This window comes from Pseudomonas sp. CGJS7, assembly GCF_036961695.1.
Genome location: NZ_JBAMDI010000035.1, coordinates 59,483 through 78,144, shown reverse-complemented (window position 1 = coordinate 78,144; position 18,662 = coordinate 59,483). Strand labels below are relative to the sequence as shown.

16 protein-coding genes and 3 pseudogenes are annotated in these 18,662 nt (G+C 55.3%); 8 read left to right on the top strand and 11 right to left on the bottom strand.

Features of this window, described 5'->3' with window-relative positions; translation table 11 throughout:
* Nucleotides 1–55: 55 nt before the first annotated feature.
* Nucleotides 56–178 (bottom strand): annotated as a pseudogene (locus V7787_RS21415) (MFS transporter); the annotation flags it as partial.
* Nucleotides 179–265: 87 nt separating this feature from the next.
* Here V7787_RS21415 and gcvA point away from each other — a divergent pair.
* From gcvA to V7787_RS21400, 3 genes are all read left to right on the top strand, one after another.
* Nucleotides 266–1,168: a transcriptional regulator GcvA gene (gene gcvA, locus V7787_RS21410; RefSeq protein WP_198747857.1), complete on the top strand. Its 903-nt coding sequence runs from the start codon at nt 266–268 to the stop codon at nt 1,166–1,168.
* A 482-nt stretch (nt 1,169–1,650) separates the two neighbouring features.
* On the top strand, nt 1,651–1,836 hold the full coding sequence (locus tag V7787_RS21405) for a hypothetical protein (protein WP_014592423.1): 186 nt from the start codon (nt 1,651–1,653) through the stop codon (nt 1,834–1,836).
* 72 nt (nt 1,837–1,908) lie between these two features.
* On the top strand, nt 1,909–2,172 hold the full coding sequence (locus V7787_RS21400) for a DUF3077 domain-containing protein (protein ID WP_003249898.1): 264 nt from the start codon (nt 1,909–1,911) through the stop codon (nt 2,170–2,172).
* A 136-nt stretch (nt 2,173–2,308) separates the two neighbouring features.
* Here V7787_RS21400 and V7787_RS21395 read toward each other — a convergent pair.
* From V7787_RS21395 to V7787_RS21365, 6 genes and pseudogenes are all read right to left on the bottom strand, one after another.
* Nucleotides 2,309–2,449, bottom strand: a pseudogene (locus V7787_RS21395) (IS110 family transposase); the annotation flags it as partial.
* 598 nt (nt 2,450–3,047) lie between these two features.
* Nucleotides 3,048–3,488 carry an EcoRII N-terminal effector-binding domain-containing protein gene (locus V7787_RS21385; RefSeq protein ID WP_198747856.1) on the bottom strand — a complete coding sequence of 147 codons (441 nt, stop codon included), beginning with the start codon at nt 3,486–3,488 and terminating at the stop codon, nt 3,048–3,050.
* Nucleotides 3,485–5,305: a DEAD/DEAH box helicase gene (locus tag V7787_RS21380; RefSeq protein WP_198747855.1), complete on the bottom strand. Its 1,821-nt coding sequence runs from the start codon at nt 5,303–5,305 to the stop codon at nt 3,485–3,487. The genes V7787_RS21385 and V7787_RS21380 overlap by 4 nt, the downstream gene beginning before the upstream one ends.
* Nucleotides 5,289–6,122, bottom strand: coding sequence for an HNH endonuclease (locus V7787_RS21375; protein WP_198747854.1), 834 nt, complete (start codon nt 6,120–6,122; stop codon nt 5,289–5,291). Before V7787_RS21375 ends, V7787_RS21380 begins: the two co-directional genes overlap by 17 nt.
* 3 nt (nt 6,123–6,125) lie before the next feature.
* Entirely contained in the window at nt 6,126–7,754 is a 1,629-nt protein-coding gene (locus V7787_RS21370; RefSeq protein ID WP_198747853.1) for an ATP-binding protein, read from the bottom strand.
* 179 nt (nt 7,755–7,933) lie between these two features.
* Nucleotides 7,934–8,353, bottom strand: coding sequence for a very short patch repair endonuclease (locus V7787_RS21365; RefSeq protein ID WP_108191947.1), 420 nt, complete (start codon nt 8,351–8,353; stop codon nt 7,934–7,936).
* A gap of 279 nt (nt 8,354–8,632) precedes the next feature.
* On the opposite strand from V7787_RS21365, the gene dcm reads away from it, so the two are divergent.
* Entirely contained in the window at nt 8,633–10,072 is a 1,440-nt protein-coding gene (dcm, locus tag V7787_RS21360) for a DNA (cytosine-5-)-methyltransferase (RefSeq protein ID WP_198747852.1), read from the top strand.
* Nucleotides 10,073–10,234: 162 nt separating this feature from the next.
* Here the strand turns inward: dcm and V7787_RS21355 are convergent, their stop codons facing one another.
* The 3 genes from V7787_RS21355 to V7787_RS21345 all read right to left on the bottom strand — a co-directional run bounded on the left by V7787_RS21355 (nt 10,235) and on the right by V7787_RS21345 (nt 12,792).
* Entirely contained in the window at nt 10,235–10,942 is a 708-nt protein-coding gene (locus tag V7787_RS21355; RefSeq protein ID WP_198747851.1) for a hypothetical protein, read from the bottom strand.
* A 604-nt stretch (nt 10,943–11,546) separates the two neighbouring features.
* Nucleotides 11,547–12,227 (bottom strand): EcsC family protein, encoded by a 681-nt coding sequence (locus V7787_RS21350; RefSeq protein WP_003249877.1) that lies wholly within the window; start codon nt 12,225–12,227, stop codon nt 11,547–11,549.
* 304 nt (nt 12,228–12,531) lie between these two features.
* Nucleotides 12,532–12,792: a hypothetical protein gene (locus tag V7787_RS21345; protein WP_070096287.1), complete on the bottom strand. Its 261-nt coding sequence runs from the start codon at nt 12,790–12,792 to the stop codon at nt 12,532–12,534.
* Nucleotides 12,793–12,911: 119 nt separating this feature from the next.
* On the opposite strand from V7787_RS21345, the gene V7787_RS21340 reads away from it, so the two are divergent.
* Nucleotides 12,912–13,787, top strand: a complete 876-nt coding sequence (locus V7787_RS21340; RefSeq protein WP_336089523.1) for a WYL domain-containing protein — start codon at nt 12,912–12,914, stop codon at nt 13,785–13,787.
* 349 nt (nt 13,788–14,136) lie between these two features.
* On the opposite strand, the gene V7787_RS21335 is transcribed toward V7787_RS21340, so the two are convergent.
* Nucleotides 14,137–16,530: a TonB-dependent siderophore receptor gene (locus V7787_RS21335; protein WP_064490868.1), complete on the bottom strand. Its 2,394-nt coding sequence runs from the start codon at nt 16,528–16,530 to the stop codon at nt 14,137–14,139.
* Between the two features lie 129 nt (nt 16,531–16,659).
* On the opposite strand from V7787_RS21335, the pseudogene V7787_RS53110 reads away from it, so the two are divergent.
* The 3 genes and pseudogenes from V7787_RS53110 to V7787_RS21320 form a co-directional block, all read left to right on the top strand.
* Nucleotides 16,660–16,812: pseudogene (locus V7787_RS53110) on the top strand (nuclease-related domain-containing protein); the annotation flags it as partial.
* 483 nt (nt 16,813–17,295) lie between these two features.
* Nucleotides 17,296–17,814, top strand: a complete 519-nt coding sequence (locus V7787_RS21325; RefSeq protein ID WP_064490866.1) for a type IVB secretion system protein IcmW — start codon at nt 17,296–17,298, stop codon at nt 17,812–17,814.
* The gene (locus V7787_RS21320; RefSeq protein ID WP_064490865.1) at nt 17,807–18,658 is read left to right on the top strand and encodes a hypothetical protein; all 852 of its coding nucleotides are present in this window, start codon (nt 17,807–17,809) and stop codon (nt 18,656–18,658) included. The genes V7787_RS21325 and V7787_RS21320 overlap by 8 nt, the downstream gene beginning before the upstream one ends.
* Nucleotides 18,659–18,662: the final 4 nt, after the last annotated feature.

Below are 18,662 nucleotides of genomic sequence, written 5' to 3'. Positions count from 1 at the left end.
GCCTCCACCCCCGCTCGCCACACAGCGCCTGGATACGGGTGACGCCTTACAGCGCCTGCATCGGCAGCAGCAGATACAGCAGGACATCGCCGGGAAGGCACAGGCCAAGTATCACGGCAGCGCGCAGCGCATCCCGATCGGTAGCTTGGTGGTGTTCACAGACATGGGCGGCGGCCAGGGCAGAAAGAGCGGCCTTCAGGGTGGCGCGAAGCGCAACTGCTGACAAACGCTTTTATTGCGCCTTTGATGTGACTAAATTAGACAGATGATCGCCGACCTCCCGCCCTTGAACGCCGTCCGTGCCTTTGCCTCAGCTGCGCGTCACCAGAGCTTCAGCCGTGCCGCCGAAGAGCTGCAGGTTACCCACAGCGCCGTCAGCCGCCATATCCGGCTGCTCGAGGAACACCTGGGGGTGGTGCTGTTCGAACGCCGCAACCGGCAATCGCTGCTGACCCCGATCGGCCAGGCCTATTTCGAACAGATCAGCCAGGGCCTGGCGCAGATCGCCAACGCCACCCACGCCCTGACCCGCGGCAGTGCGCCGCGCAAGGTAGTGATCAATGTCCGACCGTCTTTCGCGGTGCGCTGGCTGATCCCGCGTCTGCCCGATTTCATGGCGCAGCATCCGGACATCCAGCCTGAGGTGATCACCAGCACCCTGGCCCCGGACCAGTCACGGGAAGCCTTCGATGTGGTGGTACGCCGTGGCAGCTCGGGCTGGGCGGCCAACGTGGAACCGCACGTCCTGCTCGAGGACGACATGCTGCTGGTCGCCGCACCCGCCCTGCTGCAGGCGATACCGGTAATTGCACCGAGCGATGTGCTGCGCCATACCCTGCTCTCGGGCCGCACCCGCAGTGGCGACTGGGCGGCCTGGTGCAAACTGGCCGGCATCAGCCAGCCGCAGCGCCAGCCAAGACTGCAGTTCGACCACATGCACCTGGTGCTGCAGGCCGCCGTCGATGGACTTGGCGTGGCGCTGTGTCCGGCCTCGCTGCTGGGCAAGGACCTGGCCACCGGTCGCCTGCACAGCCCACTGCCACACCTGCGCCTGCCACTGACCCGTTACTACTACGGGGTATCCCAGGATGCGGTCGCCGAGACCCAGGTGTTCATCGACTGGATGTTCTCGCAGTTCAGTCCAGGCAGCGACCCGTTGCCGTTATGAGTGCCACTGACCCGCAGCGCGTCGTCCTGCACCGGTAACGGCGCATCGAGTAGACACCTGCAGTGTTATCGAAGGGGCCTCGGGCGTCTTTTTTTGTGCCTGGAATTTGGGCGCTGCGGGTCGAAAAAATCGGATTTAACCCCTTTCTTGTAGGGCGTTTCCCAAAGATACTGCCTGCGCCTGTTTTCCGTTGCGGTCATTTTTTCAGGGTTTTAGTCTCGGTGGGTCGTTGCTCATCAACGGCATGACTTTGACAGGTCGCGACGGTAAACAACAAAACGGCTCGTCGTTATGGCGGCTGTACGTGCGGGCACGCTTGCGTGCGCCGGAACTTGTTGTTTCCGCCGGTCTGTCAACCCGCGTACAGCTGCCACCCTCTGTTTGACAGCAGATGGTGACAGCCCTGAAATGGAAGCAATCATGTTGAAGATAGTCCCCGACCCGACCCACCCCACCACCTCCACTCCCTGGAAGACACGATCATGATGGCCTCGGACTACGCGCTCTGTGCAGAAGCCGTAGCCCAGCAGGCAATTCTGATGCAGCCCAAGTCACCCGCATCGGTTTTGATCATGGCCTCGATGCACGAGCTTGAAACCCTGCGGCGGTTACTCGAATCCGCGCTGACGCAAATACAGCAAACAGCCAACCCGCAACCGATGCATTGATTCGCATACCGAGCGAAAAGCCTGCGCAAGCCCGGCTTGCCGGCGCACCAGCAGAACCAGGGAGATTGATCAATGACAACCGAAGACACCCAATGCACAGTTGGTAAAACCATCTTCTTTCAAGGCGAAAACCAGACCCACCCACTGTTCCGCATCGAAGCAGGCATTCCTTGTCAAAACGCCCGCGAACAGGCCTCGGAACTGATGGGCTACGCGCGGGACCTGACCATCGACGGGCTGATGGAAGACAAGCCCAAACTGATCTGGGCGGCGCACTACCTCTGTGCTTTGGGTAAAGCGCTACTGGATGATGCAGAACTCGGCATGATGCGTTGAATCACGCACCGCGAGGCTTAAAGGGGTCAGCGTCAGCCGCTTGGCCCCTGTTACTCCAATCGATCAACGCCGAGGGATGCAGTCGTCCTCAGCAACAGTCGCATTGATGCGCCGCAACATTGCCATCAACCCACCATGTTTGGGGCGAGACAACGCGAATCGACCGGCGCAACGCGGCTTCACAAATCACCCCGGCATCGACGAAATCGTTTTTGTTGCCTTTAACGAAGGGCCGAACGAACTGCGGTGAAATCAGTTTGGCTTGATGCCCCATGATCATCAGTTTCTGAGCGGTGTGTTGACTGGATCGACGGCTACCCAACAACGTCGTGTGCGACAAGCTCGAATCATACAAATGGCGATCCCACAACGATGGCAAATAAACAACACAAGGAACTGGGAGTGCAAGCATATCGCTGGTTCCTAAATCGACACCTGAAAGATCGCTCGCATCCCACCAAGTACTACTACCACTTCACACTCTCATTGATCTAGAGAAGAACACGCCGAGACCAGAATGTGCTAATAAAACTTACTGAACTAGTCAGACACCAGACATCCCCGAAAGTGAACCGCACCTTGGTTAACGGTGACAGCCAACTAGGAGCACAAATGTTTAATCTCTATCTTGACCAACGCTCTCGGCATTGGGTTCCGTGCAAAAACAGCCAGCCAACGGGCAACAGAAATAGCTACCCATATATCCAAAAGTGCAGAACAAACATACTGAATGACTCCGCAACAATCGCTCCGGCAATACGCATCCGCTACTGGCATAAGAGTTTAACAGTTCAAGCTCGATTTAAAGCAGCCGTAAACAGCTTACCAACACCTATGATTCTCAACGCGTGGACCTCCAGAATCATCGCATCTTTTCAGTGGATCCGCCGCCAGCCAGACTTGATTTTAATTCTGACGCCTTCGTCGTCTTCATGAGCGCAAGCATTCGAATGGGCTCGAACCAAACGAATTCTATAGACGTTCGAAGCCTCATCCTTTGAGATTTCCAACTCTTCACCCTCTCTAGCACCCAATTCGCGCAGGTATTTTGTCATATAGGTGATACGATACTCGTTGCGGGTACCGCCTTGATCATGAAGCCTGTTGTTGTAATAGACAAATCGAAATTTGCGCACGGTACCTGTTTCATCCTCGCATTCGATCCATGCGTCAGGATTTTTGATGGCCGGATCGAGAGAAGGCAGAAACGAAAGCAGCTCTCCTTCGTTTCTTGGAACCAGAATTCCACCTTGATGGGTGCCTGTAGTACCTACATCGTTGGCACTGAGAGTCTTGCAAAAAACTTTAATGGTCATATTCTTTCCGGTTTGATTTCAAGGGCCCGCTTAAGATCTGTTGCATCTCTAGAGGAGACGGGAACACTTTCATTGGCTAGTTCGCTTTTCCACAGCGATCGATCAATCATCACCTCTTCTACTGTATCCTTGTAGAAGAGTCTGTAGATGGTGACGGGCTGCGTTTGACCACGGCGGTGAGCTCTCGCACTTGCTTGCGCCTCAAGTGCGGGATTCCATACTGGAGTGTAATGGATCACTATAGTTGCGGCAGTGATATTCAGGCCCGCCCCTGCGGCTTTGGGGTTCAGCACCAAACAACCGGGACCTTCGTGACTTGTGAAGTCATCGATTATCGACTGACGGTTTTCTGGGGGGGTTGAGCCATTGATCGCTCCCCAGTATGCATGGACAAATCCAGGTAGGGCTTCCCTTATCAAATCCCCAACCCTATTGAAAAGGGCGAACACGATCACCTTTCGCCCGTTGGAAAATGCTTCTTGTAGCAGGCTAACAACAAGCTCCATTTTTGGAGTCATAAGGGGATACTTGTCTCCACGGGTTACTTCAAATGACTCCTCGTCGGTCGGATCTACATCGTTCTGGCGCAACCAAGGATGTGCGCATACTAGCTGCAGCTGCAGCGTCGCAACCAAAGCTCCTGCTACCGGGTATTTTTCAAGCGTAGATCGCCGCACATCTAGGTAGTGATCAGCAAGCAGATCGTCCAACTCAAGCGGGAGATCGATGTCGATACGCTGGGGCAGATCACCCGCAACATCAGCTACTCTTCGTTTTAAAATGATAGGGTCAGTGAAGCGCCCCACACTCTGAGCAGACTCCAGACTATCTGGATATGACGCTTCAAATTCGCTCCGCGAGCCGAGTATGCCGGGGATCGCGAAATCTGTGAGTGACCACAGGTCCAGAAGGCTGTTCTCCACGGGAGTACCAGTCATCGGTATCGTTCGCCGACGGGGAATTGAAGTGATTGCATTTCTACGATTGGAGTCAGGATTCTTGATAGCCTGCGCTTCATCGCAAATCAACCAAGACCACTCAAACGAGGAAATGATTGAGATATCGTTAACCATTGTATCGTAGGTTGTAACAACGATATTTGTTCGCTGGAGCTCCCGATAAATTCCAGCTCTGCTGGGGCCTCGATGAACCATAACCGTGATACCAGGTGCAAAGCGCTCGAGCTCACGCACCCAGTTGGCAATTAAACTGGTGGGACAAACAATTAGCGCTGGTGATTCTGCAGATGGAGGGTCCATCAGCAATAAGGCAATGATCTGAAGGGTTTTCCCTAGGCCCATTTCGTCGGCAAGAATCAAACCACCTGTAAGTCTTATGGTGTCCCACATCCACTGGACTCCACGAGATTGGTAGGGGAAGAGCTTTGCCGTGAGGCCCGGGATAGTTATCTCGCTGTCTAGGCTACTGGCTGCAGCGCCTCCAACTTGCAACAGGTCCGCTTCTACTTCAACCTGCATGAGTGCGTCAACACTGCGGGCCAAGCTGACGGCTTGACTATAAGATAGGTTGTCGAAGGAGACACCGTTTAGCATTTCTTCAAAAATTAAAACTGCATCTCTCGGGAGAGGCCGTATCTTGGCTTCGTCCAACACCCATGCATGCCGATTGCTGGGGGCAGTAATCAAATATCTGACCCCTCTCAGAATACGGGCTCCTCCGAGCCGCGCCACAATGCGGTTATGAACCTTGCCAATGATCATTACAGGCTCGATCAAGCTCTCTGAAAGCACGAAATCTTCCGGTGGATCGGCCAGCAGTTCCTCGAAGCTCTCTGGAAGCTCATTGGCTTTGATCATTACAACTGCTCCTGATTTTTTTCAGCTCTTCAATGCTTAAAGGTACGGGACGTCTCGTGTGAAGAGCTCGATGGCATGAGGGGCAAAGTGGTACTAGATCGGTACAGGGGTCATAAGGACGGGGCTCAACTAGCAATGAAAGTGGCTCAAGATGGTGGACCTCGATAATAGAGCCTGCTTCCCCATAAATTAGCCTCGGCTCAAGCCCACAAACAATGCAGCGCTCTCCGTGGATACGAATGCATAGGAGCCTGTTGCGCGGATTCCTTTCTCTCCGCCGTACAACAGATTTAAGAATGGCACCTTCAAACGCCGGAGTTTCATCATCGATCTGTGGTTCGATGACGTCATATCCGATAAGTTCAGCCATTGCAGCCATCATCGGAACAATCACGTCCCGACAAGTGGCAATTATAGCGGCGTCCTCATGCGGATCATCTTGATCCCGAATACGTGCGGTAATCTGGAAAGAGCCAGATGTGACGGTCCAGTCGGCGACTCGTTGGCCGGCGATCTCGACTGCAATATCGGAGCGAATCGATGCGATAAGTGCACGCGCAAGCTGAACGTCCTCGGAGGATGCTCTGCTAATCTGACCGATGATCTCCCCCGAAAAGCTACCAAAAGATAGACTGACTCTATGCCCCTTCAACCCGTAAGGCTTGAGTTCAGCAACTGGCCCGTGCTTCTGGTCAAGATCTGCGAACCATATTCGCAGCCCCGAGCGAAGCCCGCTGTCGTCAACCGCGGCAGCAATAGCCGCCCCGGTCCCCTCCTCCAGCTCTCTTAGAATGAGATCCTTCTTCCCTGCGATCATTGATCAGTCTTCTTCCTCAGTCAGCAGATCCGCGGGGTCGGGATCGGCGACATTGCGCAGCAGCTTCCGTAAGTTATTAGAGATCTCACTACGGATATCCTCGAAAATTGGCTCTAGCTCTTCGTTTGTATTGTTTTGCTCTGCAGCGGCAAACGCCCAGAGAAGCAAATCCATACCTTCCACTGCGAAGCCGTTGGCAGCGGCACGTTTATAGATCTTTTGGTAAAAATCATGATGCTTGTTAAGCAGCACTGCGGGCATATGGCCGCTATCACCCGCACTTCGCAAGGCAGGCTGCCAGAGTTCACCGGTATTTATGTCTTCAACAGCATCGACAAACACGGTCTCTGCACTCACGTTGCTCTGGACGGCAAGCTTGAGTTTGATTTTCGGCCCCATGTTGTTTGAGATGACCGCAGACTGGGTTTCAGGGTCGACAGATGTCACCTGAGCCTTGCTGGCACTACCCGTATCCGCAATGTTCTTGTTTGCGCTGGTGTGGTCAATCTGATGAACATTTGTCTGCTCACGAGTCTGCCTTCTTGCACGCTTTCCTGCTTCTCGATAGATCGGCTGCAGCAGCTCACGCAAACCATCTTCTAGATCCGGATGGAAAAGAATCCGCGACTTCTTCACATCGATCCGGAAAGCATCGTCAAGCTCGTGACCGAAATCAAACTCAATCCGGAGAAGTGAGGTGTGCGGCTCAGGTGCGCCAAAGACTTCCATCCAGCTTCCGTCCTGAATCAGACGACCTTCACGATAGACGTAGAAACCTTGCGCACGGTTGGAGATACGCGCATAAGCTTTTTCTTCATCTTTTGACATGTCACTGCGATGGGGCAGGATCCATGCTCGAATGTTCGCGATCTCTTCAGACCCGTCGGGCATCTCTACCAGGAGCTTTTGTTTCTTTTCAGCAAGGACCTGCTCTGATCGGGCAGGGTAGAAAGGGTTCCATGGCTCGACTGGAATCTGGTTAACGAAAATCGAGACATCGCGTTCCCGATCGTCCGTCGTATCCAAGAATCGGTGGTACACAAGCGATAGGTGCTTAACCAAGCCTTCAGCTAAACGTTTGATTGCAGCCTGTTCCTTTGCCGAGCCCGGCTCATACTCTTTCGTCAGGATCCTGTCGCACTTCTCCCAGATCAAAAGAGTTCCCTTATCTCCGCACAGCTCTTCGAACCTCTCCTGTTCGTCTGGAGTGACCGGCTCCTTGAGCATTTCCCACTTTTTTTGTTGTGCAACGTAATCAAGATCCCATGCAAGCTTTGCCAGTTCTTGGTCCGGGCCCTTGCGAGAAATCAGCGTATATTTAAGGCAAACAGAACTGGACGCAGTCTTCAGGCCAAGTCCGAACTTACCGAGGCTTTCGAGGTTCTCACGCTCGGGTGCACCATAACGCATCGCCCTATGAATACCCTGCGCATCCATCCCTTCGCCATTGTCACCAAAGTAGACCAGCTTCCGGCCGTTTTGCCGCAGAGTGATCTCGACATTGATATTGTCTGCCTTCGCTGCAATGGAATTGTCGATGATATCTGCGGCGGCAGTTCTGACGTTGTAGCCTGTATCCCTCAGCCCGAAAATCAGTCGGGGTGCATCGGGCTCGTTTATCAAATCGTTCACATCGATTCCTTTTTGGCGGGCCTATACCATCTATTCGTTGCGCCTCAGCCTACGCTCGAGACGACAATTCGCCCCAGTATAATTGCACTCTGCCATCGCAGGCCAACCCACTCTCTGACCTTTTTATGAATATTTCACCTAGGCCACGTTAAGGCTGGCGTCGGAACGATGCGTGAGATTTAACCAAGAGACAGCAGCCGGAGCTTGTGCTCCAAGCAGTCCAGTGCGTCGTGACCTTTCTTCAGCTCACACTCCCAGATAATCAGGACATGCCAGCCCCCAGCTTCAAGAGCGCCGATGTTGACCAGATCCCTAGCCACGTTCTTGCGAAATTTCTCGCTCCAGAAATCGGGCCTTGTCTTAGGTGTGGTTGCATAAGGACAGTACGGATGGCGGTGCCAGAAGCACCCGTGGACAAAAATGCAGACCTTCAAGCGAGGAATAACGATGTCCGGGTTACCGGGAAGATCCTTACGATGAACACGGTACCTGTAACCACGTCCGTGCAGGAATCGCCTCACGATCATTTCCGGTCCGGTGTCCTTACCACGTATGGCAGACATCATTTTCGAGCGAGTAGCCGTATCCACCGTGTCCATGTCAGTACCATGTATGCATAGATATCTGCTTTCGGTGCCTATTGTACGGGAAGGTTCAGGAAGCCGTTCCGGGAGATCAGGCTACCAACGCGTACCAGACCAGAATGGAAGACCCTGTTGGCACCATAGCCAACACGCCGAATACTGTACGTATGCACACATAACTGGAAACCGGCGCAGATCATAGCTCCGGACGATTCTCCCAAAATTTCTTCACATTGAGGAACAAAGGGATAGAATAGTGATACTTCGTCACAGATCTGACCCAGCAGAGCCCCTATGAATTTCGCGGAAAGACAACAGCCTCCTCACCCCGACGTGCTTGGCACAGAGGAGATCCCTTCTTCCAGTCATGCCGGTAATGATTTGGCCCTCCTGCAGCAGCTTCTTGAGATCTATGATCAAGGATTCTTGGCGGAAATACTCAATGAAGCCAGCCCTGGGCATTGGTGTCGCGAGACCATCAACCGCTGGCACAAGGGTAAAGCTTCGCCCAAGCTATCGTACGTTGAGCACGCGCGCCTGAGCGGGCTGCTACCCCAAAAAATTGAAGGAGAGCGCTCCTTTACCTTCATCGATTTATTCGCGGGCATTGGTGGTATTCGCAAGGGCTTCGAGGAAATCGGCGGCGAATGCTTGTTCACCTCAGAGTGGAATAAGTATGCGGTTAGGACCTACAAAGCCAACCACTACTGCGACCCTTCTCGCCATCGTTTCAACCTCGACATTAGATCTGTAACACTCTCTGACCAACCGGAGATCAGCGAGGCAGAGGCATACCGTAATATTAATGCTGAAATACCAGACCATGATGTGCTTTTGGCTGGTTTTCCTTGTCAACCATTTTCCCTAGCGGGAGTATCTAAAAAAAACTCGCTGGGTCGAAAGCATGGATTTGAGTGTGAAACTCAAGGTACACTCTTCTTCGATGTTGCACGAATAATTGCGGCCAAGCGTCCTGCAGCCTTCCTCCTCGAGAACGTCAAGAACCTCAAGAGCCATGACAAAGGTAAGACATTCAGGATCATTTGTGAGACGCTGGATGAGCTCGGTTATGAGGTAGCTGATGTTGATGCGTCCAAAGGGGCTGACCCTAAAGTGATTGATGCTTCAAAATTCTTACCTCAGCATCGGGAGCGAATTGTTTTAGTAGGTTTTCGTCGTGATCTTGATGTCCATCACGGCTTCACTCTAAAGGACATATCCAAGTACCAGCCAGCGACAAGACCCTCGTTTGGTGAGCTGTTGGACAAGGACGTTGACAGTAAATATATCCTTACACCTAAGCTCTGGGACTACCTCTACAGATATGCCCAAAAGCATAAGGAAAAGGGCAATGGTTTCGGTTTCGGCCTAACCGGCCCCAATGATGTAGCGCGCACATTATCTGCTCGTTACCACAAGGACGGCTCCGAAATCCTTGTCGATCGTGGTTTTTCATACAATCTTGAATTTGACAGTGCGCTGAATCAGATGAACAGGCCGCGCCGGTTAACTCCCCAAGAGTGTGCTCGCTTGATGGGTTTCGATAAGCCAGGAGAAAGCAACTTCGTCATTCCGGTTTCCGACACTCAAGCTTACCGTCAATTCGGAAACTCTGTCGCCGTCCCTGTTTTCGAGGCGGTTGCACGAATCATGAAGGACCGCATATTGGCGGCCAAGGAGAAACTCAAAAAAACAGAAGGAAGGGACCTCAAAGAACCCAATCAGCCAACCTAGCTAGCCTTATCAACTAAGCTGACACGGGAGTATCTAGCTGGCACTACACTCCCGTGTGAAGTACTAATTTCCGCGCCCCTAAAACACCTTCAAAAATCATCACTACACAACGGAACAAAACATTTCCGACAGTGAGACACCTATCGAAAACGCATCTGTCAATCAATGCTCGCGCATCAAAGTATTTATTTTTATTCGGAGGGGCTCATCTCTATCAAGATACCCTAAGCCTCTACATCTTTTTAATATCATGAGGATCAGTTCACATTGCTCTCCGGATGGTAAGCGATCAGAAATAGATGAGCAGGCCTTTAAAACTCCATCCTCTTGGGTAGAAATAAGGTCTTTATCAATAGCCCAGCCCCTTAGTCTCTCCCAATACTCTCCACCTAGGGACCTTACTAGGGATTGCGCTTCGACTCTGGATGCTGCAGCGACGTCTAGATCATCCTCGTCAGTGTCAAACTCGACTCCAGAACCCACCAACGGAGCACTCGCCCTAGCCTCCCGAAGCTCCTCTAGCTCAGTCCGCAGCTGTACGACTTCTAGCTGGGCAGCTTTGAGCCTAGCCTGAAGCTGCTTGTCACGCGCCTTCATACTCATGGAGAGTTCATAACCCGCAGCGAGTTTCGAGACTTTGGTTTGCCCTGGGACCGGCGCATCGAAGCGAGCCACCGGCACGCGCCTACCCTGACCTATCAATTTATCGCACCAAGCGGCAAAAGTGAGATCATAAGCAACCGCTGGTTGCAGTTTCGCTTTGAGTGCACGATCAAGTGCGGCATCTTCCAGTTCGGAAAAATCCGCCAATACACCATATTTTGTTAACACATGCAGTTGCACTGCTTTCGCTTTGCTCTCCGGACCCACGATCACACTCCTTGGCACGGTTACCACTATTGATGCGCGGCCCAGAGCATGCCAGCAGGCAGAACAAACTGCCAGCATTTAGCTTGCTAAGCTTCCTCATTGGGATGCTCGCTGAGGTACGCTCGGCCAACGCTGAGCCCAGAAATTCCTTTGGAGGCCTTCTGAAAGCACCTTGCGCTAGGTTTCAGAGGCTCTCGATCAATGGTAAACAGCTCAGCAAATGCTATCCAATTGCAGTGCTGCCAACGCGCGCGAGGGCTACAGAGTCAACTCCGCCGAGCGGCTGGCGAAGCTACGAATTTATGGCCGGCCACCGCAAGGGATGCGTATCACCCGGTTGCAGACAACAAAAAATCAGACCTTTGGCAAAAATCGCCCCAACAGACACTCGACATATGATGTAAGTGTCGCCTTGAGCATTCCAACTGGTATTCCATCTTAAGCAGCAAATCGATATTTCTCATATGGATAAACAGGCTGCTTATTTAATTTAAATGCCCCCCGGCACTAGACACCAAAAAATACTACACAAGCCGACACCCAGCCTTTAGCCAGCCCCCCCCCCGACCAGCACGCCTCTAACCGTTTACCCAAACCCCAACCCTCACTCCATAACGCCCTCTTCTTTAAGGCTCAGCCGAAACGTATCCCGAGCAGTCTTCCCCACATATTTCGTCAGCGCATAATTCGCCGTGCCACCCACTACAACCCCAATCCCAAAAGGAATTACTTTAGCGGCAGCCTTCTGGGTGAACGTAATCCCGATCTTCTTGAACAAATCCTTGATCACTTGCAAAACCGGACCCGTGAGGTACTTCTTGACCATCCGCACCCCGGCTTTGCTGGCGATTCGGGTCGTTCCCGTAGTCCCCATCTGCTCCAGCGAACCATAGAGGGCGATGATGTACGACATGTGCTTGGCGTCCTCATTGGACATCTTCCCGTTGATCGCCACCGCCAGGCACATCGTCATATCAATCTGAAGCTTCATGCACACCGAAATGTCCGCCAGCCCGCCGCCCACAGCACTCACCGCAGTTCCGATACCCGGGATAACACCCGGCAGTGCAGTGGCAGCACCAGAGGTGGCGGCCAATTTTGAGTAGCGGCTGATAATCTTGTCGACCACCGTGTCCTCGATTTTCTGCTCCGAGGCAGACGGCGAGGCCTTGCGCGCCTGCGCCTGGTACTGGGCGACCAGCTCCCGCGCATCTTGGGGACTAATGGCGATGGCTTCCACCATCTTCATCAACGACGAGCTGCTTTCTACTACTTCAGTGGTCATGCCGGATTCCGTTCGTAAAATGGTTTGCCAACTGCCCGCAAAAGCGAAGCATGGGTATCAAGGCGGTCAACGTGGCGCCTGGCGCAGGGTCTCACACGACCCGATACTGGCTTCGCCGCTAAAGGTCCGTGCCCCGCGCAGGGCTGCAGCAGCCCTTAGCGCTCAAGAAGCCGCATGGCTGATGAGGCATAATGCCATCATTTGATTGTAAGTCTCCACCGGGCCAGGTGAAATCGGTTTTAAACCGTTCCGTAGGCATTCAGCACTGCACCTGCCCAAGCAGCGGCCTATTCAAAAGCCTCCCTTAACGGCCTTGTGTCACAGCCATGTCCTGCAAAATGACCACCTTGCGCTGCAACTGTGCAACATGCTCTCGCTCCGCCCGCAACGCTGACCGCAGCTCGCGGTTTTCCATCTCCCAAATTTGCAGCCAACGCAAATCCCGCTGGCAGTGCTCCACCTTCTTGCCAAGCTCCCCCAGCTTCAACCCTTGCTGGATCAGCACCAGCAGGATGATCCCCATTGCCACCAAGGCCCCCGTCGCAATCACTTCCGGCATCGTCATGTTCATGTCCTTTGATGCCTCCGATGCATTCCGAAGGCGAGCCAAAGTTATGTAATGAAAAACTACACGTCTAGAATGTAGACTTATACAGGTAAAGTAATCGCGCACATGGAGAGGGTATGAAACGCAAGCAATCCATCGAGCAGGTACGCTGGGACCTGGCACTTCGCTATCGTTTGATCGAGACCGTTGCCTGGTGGGAAGGCCGGCTGACCACGGGGCACCTGATGCAGAGCTTTGGCATCAGCCGCCAGCAGGCTTCGAAGGACATCAATACCTACATCACCGAGCATGCGCCCGAAAACTTGACGTATGACAAGCAGATAAAGGGCTATGTACCGAGCGAGCAGTTCGAGCCACGGTTCATCGACAACAGCGCCAGCGCCTATCTGCACCTGCTGTACCAGAACAATGAGCGCGCCCCGCACATCGACGGGCTGGCACTGGCCTATGCACACACCCGTGTGCTGGAAGTACCCGATCGCCCAATTCGGCCAGAGGTGCTGCGCCCCTTGCTCAAGGCCTGCCGTGAAGGCCTGCGCCTGGAAACCGAATACGTGTCCTTCAACACCCCCAACGTCGACGTACGCCTGATCGCCCCGCACACGCTGGTGTACACCGGCATGCGCTGGCACGTACGGGCTTACTGCGAAAAGAACGGCCAGTACCGCGACTTCGTGCTGAGCCGCTTGCGCGGGCAGCCGGACTTGCTCGACGCATCGCCAAACACGCGTGAGCAGGATGAAGACTGGAATGTGGAAGTGCCCGTCATCTTCGAGCCTGATGGGCGGTTGAACGCGGCGCAGAAGGCAATCATCGAAACGGACTTCGGCATGACGGATGGGCAATTGGTAGTACCCAGCCGCAGGGCGTTGGTGAAATATGTGTTGCAGCGGTATCAGATCGACCACCGCAACATGGCGATACTGCCCGAGGCTCAGCAACTGGTGGTAAGCAACCTCCAGGAACTGCAGCCGTGGTTGATGAAGTACTGACACTTAGCTCTTCGCAGTGTCAACCGAGATAAGCAGCGGGGCTGCGCCAACCTGCTCGGCAAGCTGGCTCCGATGATTATTCTGCTGATGCTGGATGATCCCAAACGAGGCATTACACGCTAGCCCCTGAAAGCCTCACCCGGGACGAACCTTGGGAGCTGGCCTTCCCGCAAAGAACGCGACCCGGTGTTTGGCACCGGCTGTGCCGGTGTTCGCGGGCACGCCCGCTCCCACAGTGATCGCGCAAACTTTCAGACTTTGAGCAAGGCAAGTTGCCCCTCAGATTTGGCACAACTGTGGGGGCAAACTTACTCGCGAACAACGCCGAAGCCCGTGCCCCCTACCCGCCTTACCAGCTATAACTCACCTTCGCCGTCACCTCACGCCCCGGGTTGTAGTAATTCGCCGTCCCCGACCCCACCACATGCTGCTCGTCAAACAGGTTGCTCACATTCAGCGCCAGGTCGGTCCCTTTGGCGATCTTGTAGTTCAGCGCCGCATCAAACAACGTGGTCCCATCGCTCTTCTTGGTATTGGCAGCATCCATGTAGTACGCCCCCACATACCGCGCGCCCAGGCCGACGCTCACGTCAGTGCCAGGTATGTCGTAGTAGCTCCACAGCGATGCGGTGTGTTTGGGCGCAGTGGTGAATTCATTGCCCTTCAAGGAAGAGCCGTCATACAGCGACCCGCGTAGCACCTCGGACTCCATGTAGGAGTAAGCACCAATCACGCTGATGTCTTGCGTGACTTGTGCCTTGGCTTCCAGGTCAAGGCCACGCACGCGTGACTCGCCCACCGTCTGCTGCTCGATGATGCCGCTTGGCAACACCACGGCAATGGTGACGTTCTCCTGGGTCAGGTCGTAAACAGCGGCGGAGAAGAGTGCGTCCATGCCCATGGGCGAGTACTTGATGCCCACTTCGTATTGCTTGCCGGTCTGCGGGGTAACGCCAACTTGCGGGGGCGAGACGGACTCCACCATGCTCACGTAGGTCGACACTTCATCGTTGACGATATAGGTCAGTGCCGCGCGGTAGGAGGTTTCGGAGAAGTTGTCCTTTTCCGTCTGCTCGCCACCGATGTATTCCTTGCTCGACAGGTCCATCGAGTCATTGCGCACGCCTGCGGTCGCGATGACGCGGTCAAAGAACGACAGGTTCTGCTGCAGGAAAACCGCCTTGGTGGTGGCGTCATTCTTTTTGCGGGTATAGGGCGTGATGCCGCCGGGCACGCCGGTGAATACCGGGTTGGCGATGTCGATGGAAGGCGCCAGGCCGTAGACCGAGCTCTGTTTGGTCGTCGAGTCGAGGTACTCGACGCCCACCAGCGTGCTGCTGTCGATGTGCTCGAACTGGGCATCGTACTGCAGCATCAGGTTGCCATTGAGCTGGTCGGCATCGCTGTCGGTGCCGAAGACGTAGCGTGGAATGGTGGTGCCAACACGCGAGGCGTTGTCGCTCAGGTAGGCGTAGCCAAAGTCATCGGTCAGCTCGCTGTAGCGCAGGTTGCTGCGCAGGGTGAAGCCGTTGTCGAAGTCGTGGGTAATGTTGCCGCTCAGGCTGGTGCGCTCGACATCGTGGAAGTTGTAGCCGGGCTCGCCGTAGAAGTCGCTGCGGTCGTACTCCTTGTCCAGTGGGTAGCCACCGCTGTTCGGCGAGCTGTTGGTCTTCAGGTAATCCAGCACCACCGTGGCCGAGGTGAAGTCGGTCGGCGCCCAGGTCAGGCCGCCCATCACGAAGCGGTTATCGTCCTGCGAATGGTCGTACTCGCGGTCGCTGTTCTGCATCTTGGCCGTGAAGCGGCCGGCCAGGGTTTGTTCGTCGTTCAGCGCATCGCCTACATCGATCCCGGTTTCGGCATGGTCATAGGAGCCATAGGTGACGTAGCCTTGGCCAAACTTCTCGAAGCGTGGTTGCTTGGTCACGAAGTTGACCGAGCCACCCGGGTCTGCCGGGCCGAACAGGGTGGAGTTGGCACCCCGCAGAATTTCGATACGCTCGTAGGCGTAAGGGTCTTCGCGCACACCGCGCATCGAGCTGAGGGTCAGGCCGTCTCGGTAGGTGGTGGCCTGGAAGCCGCGGATCAGGAAGTAGTCGTTGCGGTCGTCCGAACCGTAGTAGTCGCTGACCACGCCGGGGGTGTACTGCAGCGCCTCTTCGGTGGTGCTGACGCTGCGCTGCTGCATTTCCTTGTTGGTCACCACAGACACGGACGCGGGCGTGTTGAGGATGCTGGTCGCCACCTTGCCCCCAACCCACAGCTCCTTGGCAACCACCGAGTTGGCGTCATCGTCGGCGCTGGCCTTGACCTTGGCATTGATGATGACAGGCGCCAGGCGGTAGTCCTCGGTCGCGCCCAGCTCCAGCGGGCCGGCAGGCTTTGCCTGGGGGATGACCAGGTAGGCGTTCGGGCCCTGCTGCTCGACCTGCAAGTCGGTACCCTGCAACAGCGTCGACAGTGCTGCCGATGGCGCCAGGCTGCCCTGCACGCCTTGGGTCGTGCGATTTGCCACGCTCTGCGCATCGAAGGATAGGCTGATCCCTGCCTGACGGGCAAAGCGGTCCAGCGCCGGCGCCAATGGGCCGCCAGGGATATTCCACTGCTGCATCTGGGTGTTCTGATCAGCGCCCGAGGTTTGCGCCAGCGACGGCAATGCATAGCTGCTCACTACCAAACCCAGAATTGCTGCGTGCAAGGCACGATTCAATGGATGGCGCTGTGGTACCGGTGTCGAACTCATTCTCTAGCTCCGTGGAGGGTCGGCAACTGGCCTGTATTCCGGCCTTATCCACAGGCCGAACGAGAATGAGAAATCACCTCATTTATTTTCGATGCTGAGCAATTCCATCGTGCTATCACGTCAATTTCGGTAAAGTCCGCAGCGACCAAGGGGTATCTTGGCGAGCTGCTGGTGCGCTACTTCGTCTGGCTGAAGCTGGACGAGCAGGTCTATCGCAGACTGCACAACACCACTCTGGTACCCCCAAACGGCACCACTCAGATTGATCATGCGTTCATCTCGGTCGTTCAAGACCGCAATGCCGGCCAACGCCACCCAAGGCAGCAAATTCATTCGCAGTCGGGCAACAAGGCAGGCCAGCAATTCTGGGGCTGCCCGGCATTTCCCAAATGCCGAATCATGCAGAGTCTCTGAGGCTGGCGATCACGCCGTAGGGTCAGCCCCCCCCTCCTCCTGACCGAGGCCTCCCTTCTCCCACCTCACGTAAACCCTGCGCACCAGCCGCTGGTTACGCGCCGCGAGCCGCTCCCGAATGAGCAAGGTCTGTGGCCTATCAGCGGCCACCATCCCACTGCGCAAGCCACGCCAATCAAGGCATCCAATTGAATGATCAGGCGCGAACCACCTGCTGCGCAGTGGCTATTTGCCAACATTGCGCTCTTGTAATTCACGTGTCAAAAAGTTGATACGCCAGCATTTTTGATACAGAATTAAAAAAAGGATGCAGTTTAGCGTATTTCAGTATGCTTTAACCGAGTGCAGGGAATGGACGAATACACAACCGCCGGTGCGCACATACCGCCCATCGACTCGCTGGACCTCACGGCACACGGCGTCCTTGGTCATTTCGCGAAATCGTCGCGCAATGCCCAGCTGGTGAAGTTTCTGGTGAGCATGGACCGCCTGGACCGCTGGACGGTGGACTTCGAAGAGGATGCCTCGACGCATCAGTTCGAGATCCAGTTGCTGATGCAGGAGCTGCAGTCGTTCGTCCGGGCCTATGCACGCGTCCTGCATCAGGTTCCACAGGCATTTGCCGAGTTGCTGGCCCACCTCACCTCTTCGCGCTGCATGTACCTAACTCGTTATGTCGCGCAACACAACGACGCGTTTAGCGGTGCGCTGGCGCCGCTGCTGGCTGGCGACCTGTCGCAACTCGCTGACCTCACGGTATTTCGCCGCCGGCTGGATGCCTTCAGCAAAGCTCACCTGCTCAGCGAGATTTTCTCTGCCGAGCGGCTGCGCGAGATTTCACAGATCATGGAGAGTTACGCAGATGTATGACGGACGACTGAACCCTGTCGCTGTGGCGGTGGGCAAATCTGTGGGCAAGCGCGCGGTGATGGGTGGTGTGCTGGGTGCCTGGCTATTGCTGGCCGGGCCGGCATTCGCCGCCACCAGCAGCCTGGGCTCCTCGTCGAGTACGCTGCTCTCGGAGCAAAGCTCCGTGGTGGCCGAGGCCATCAAGGCCGATGCGCAGGACTGCGCCGACGGCACCAAGCAGGGGACGATCGGTGCCTCCATCAACGACGCGTTGAGAATCCATACTGAACTGGCTGCCGCAACGCCCAATGTCGAGTCGCTATTCAGCGCCACCGCGGATTGCTTTGGGGGCCTGGGCAGCCTGTTCGATCTCTCCGGCTCGATCCCGAGCCTGGGCTCCATTTTCGCGGCAGCCCAGCAAGCGGTATTGAAATACGCGCAGAAGAAGGTCTGTACGGCGATACAGCAGGTTTCTTCGATGGTCACCAGTCCCATCAACCAGGCGATCGGCAAGGTCAGCAGCGGCACTTCACTGGCGGACCTGAACGGGCTGACCAATGGCTTGGTCAGCAAGGGCATGAGTACACTCGACCCGGAACTGGGTAGCAGTTACCACAGCACACCCGCCGGCTACGAGGCCACCTACACCGTCGACGTCAACCCGTTCAACTACGTCCAGACTGACTTCGGCGGCGGCGCCAGCACTGGTAACGGTACTGGCACCACCACCAGCAGTGCAGCCACCACCCGCACCGTGGCGCCCGCAGCGAGCACCTCATCTTCGAGAACTTCGAGCAATACCAGCCGTTCGTCGTCCGGGTCAGCCAGCGGGTCGTCCGGCTCGGCTGCAGGCCTGTTCAACTAAGGGG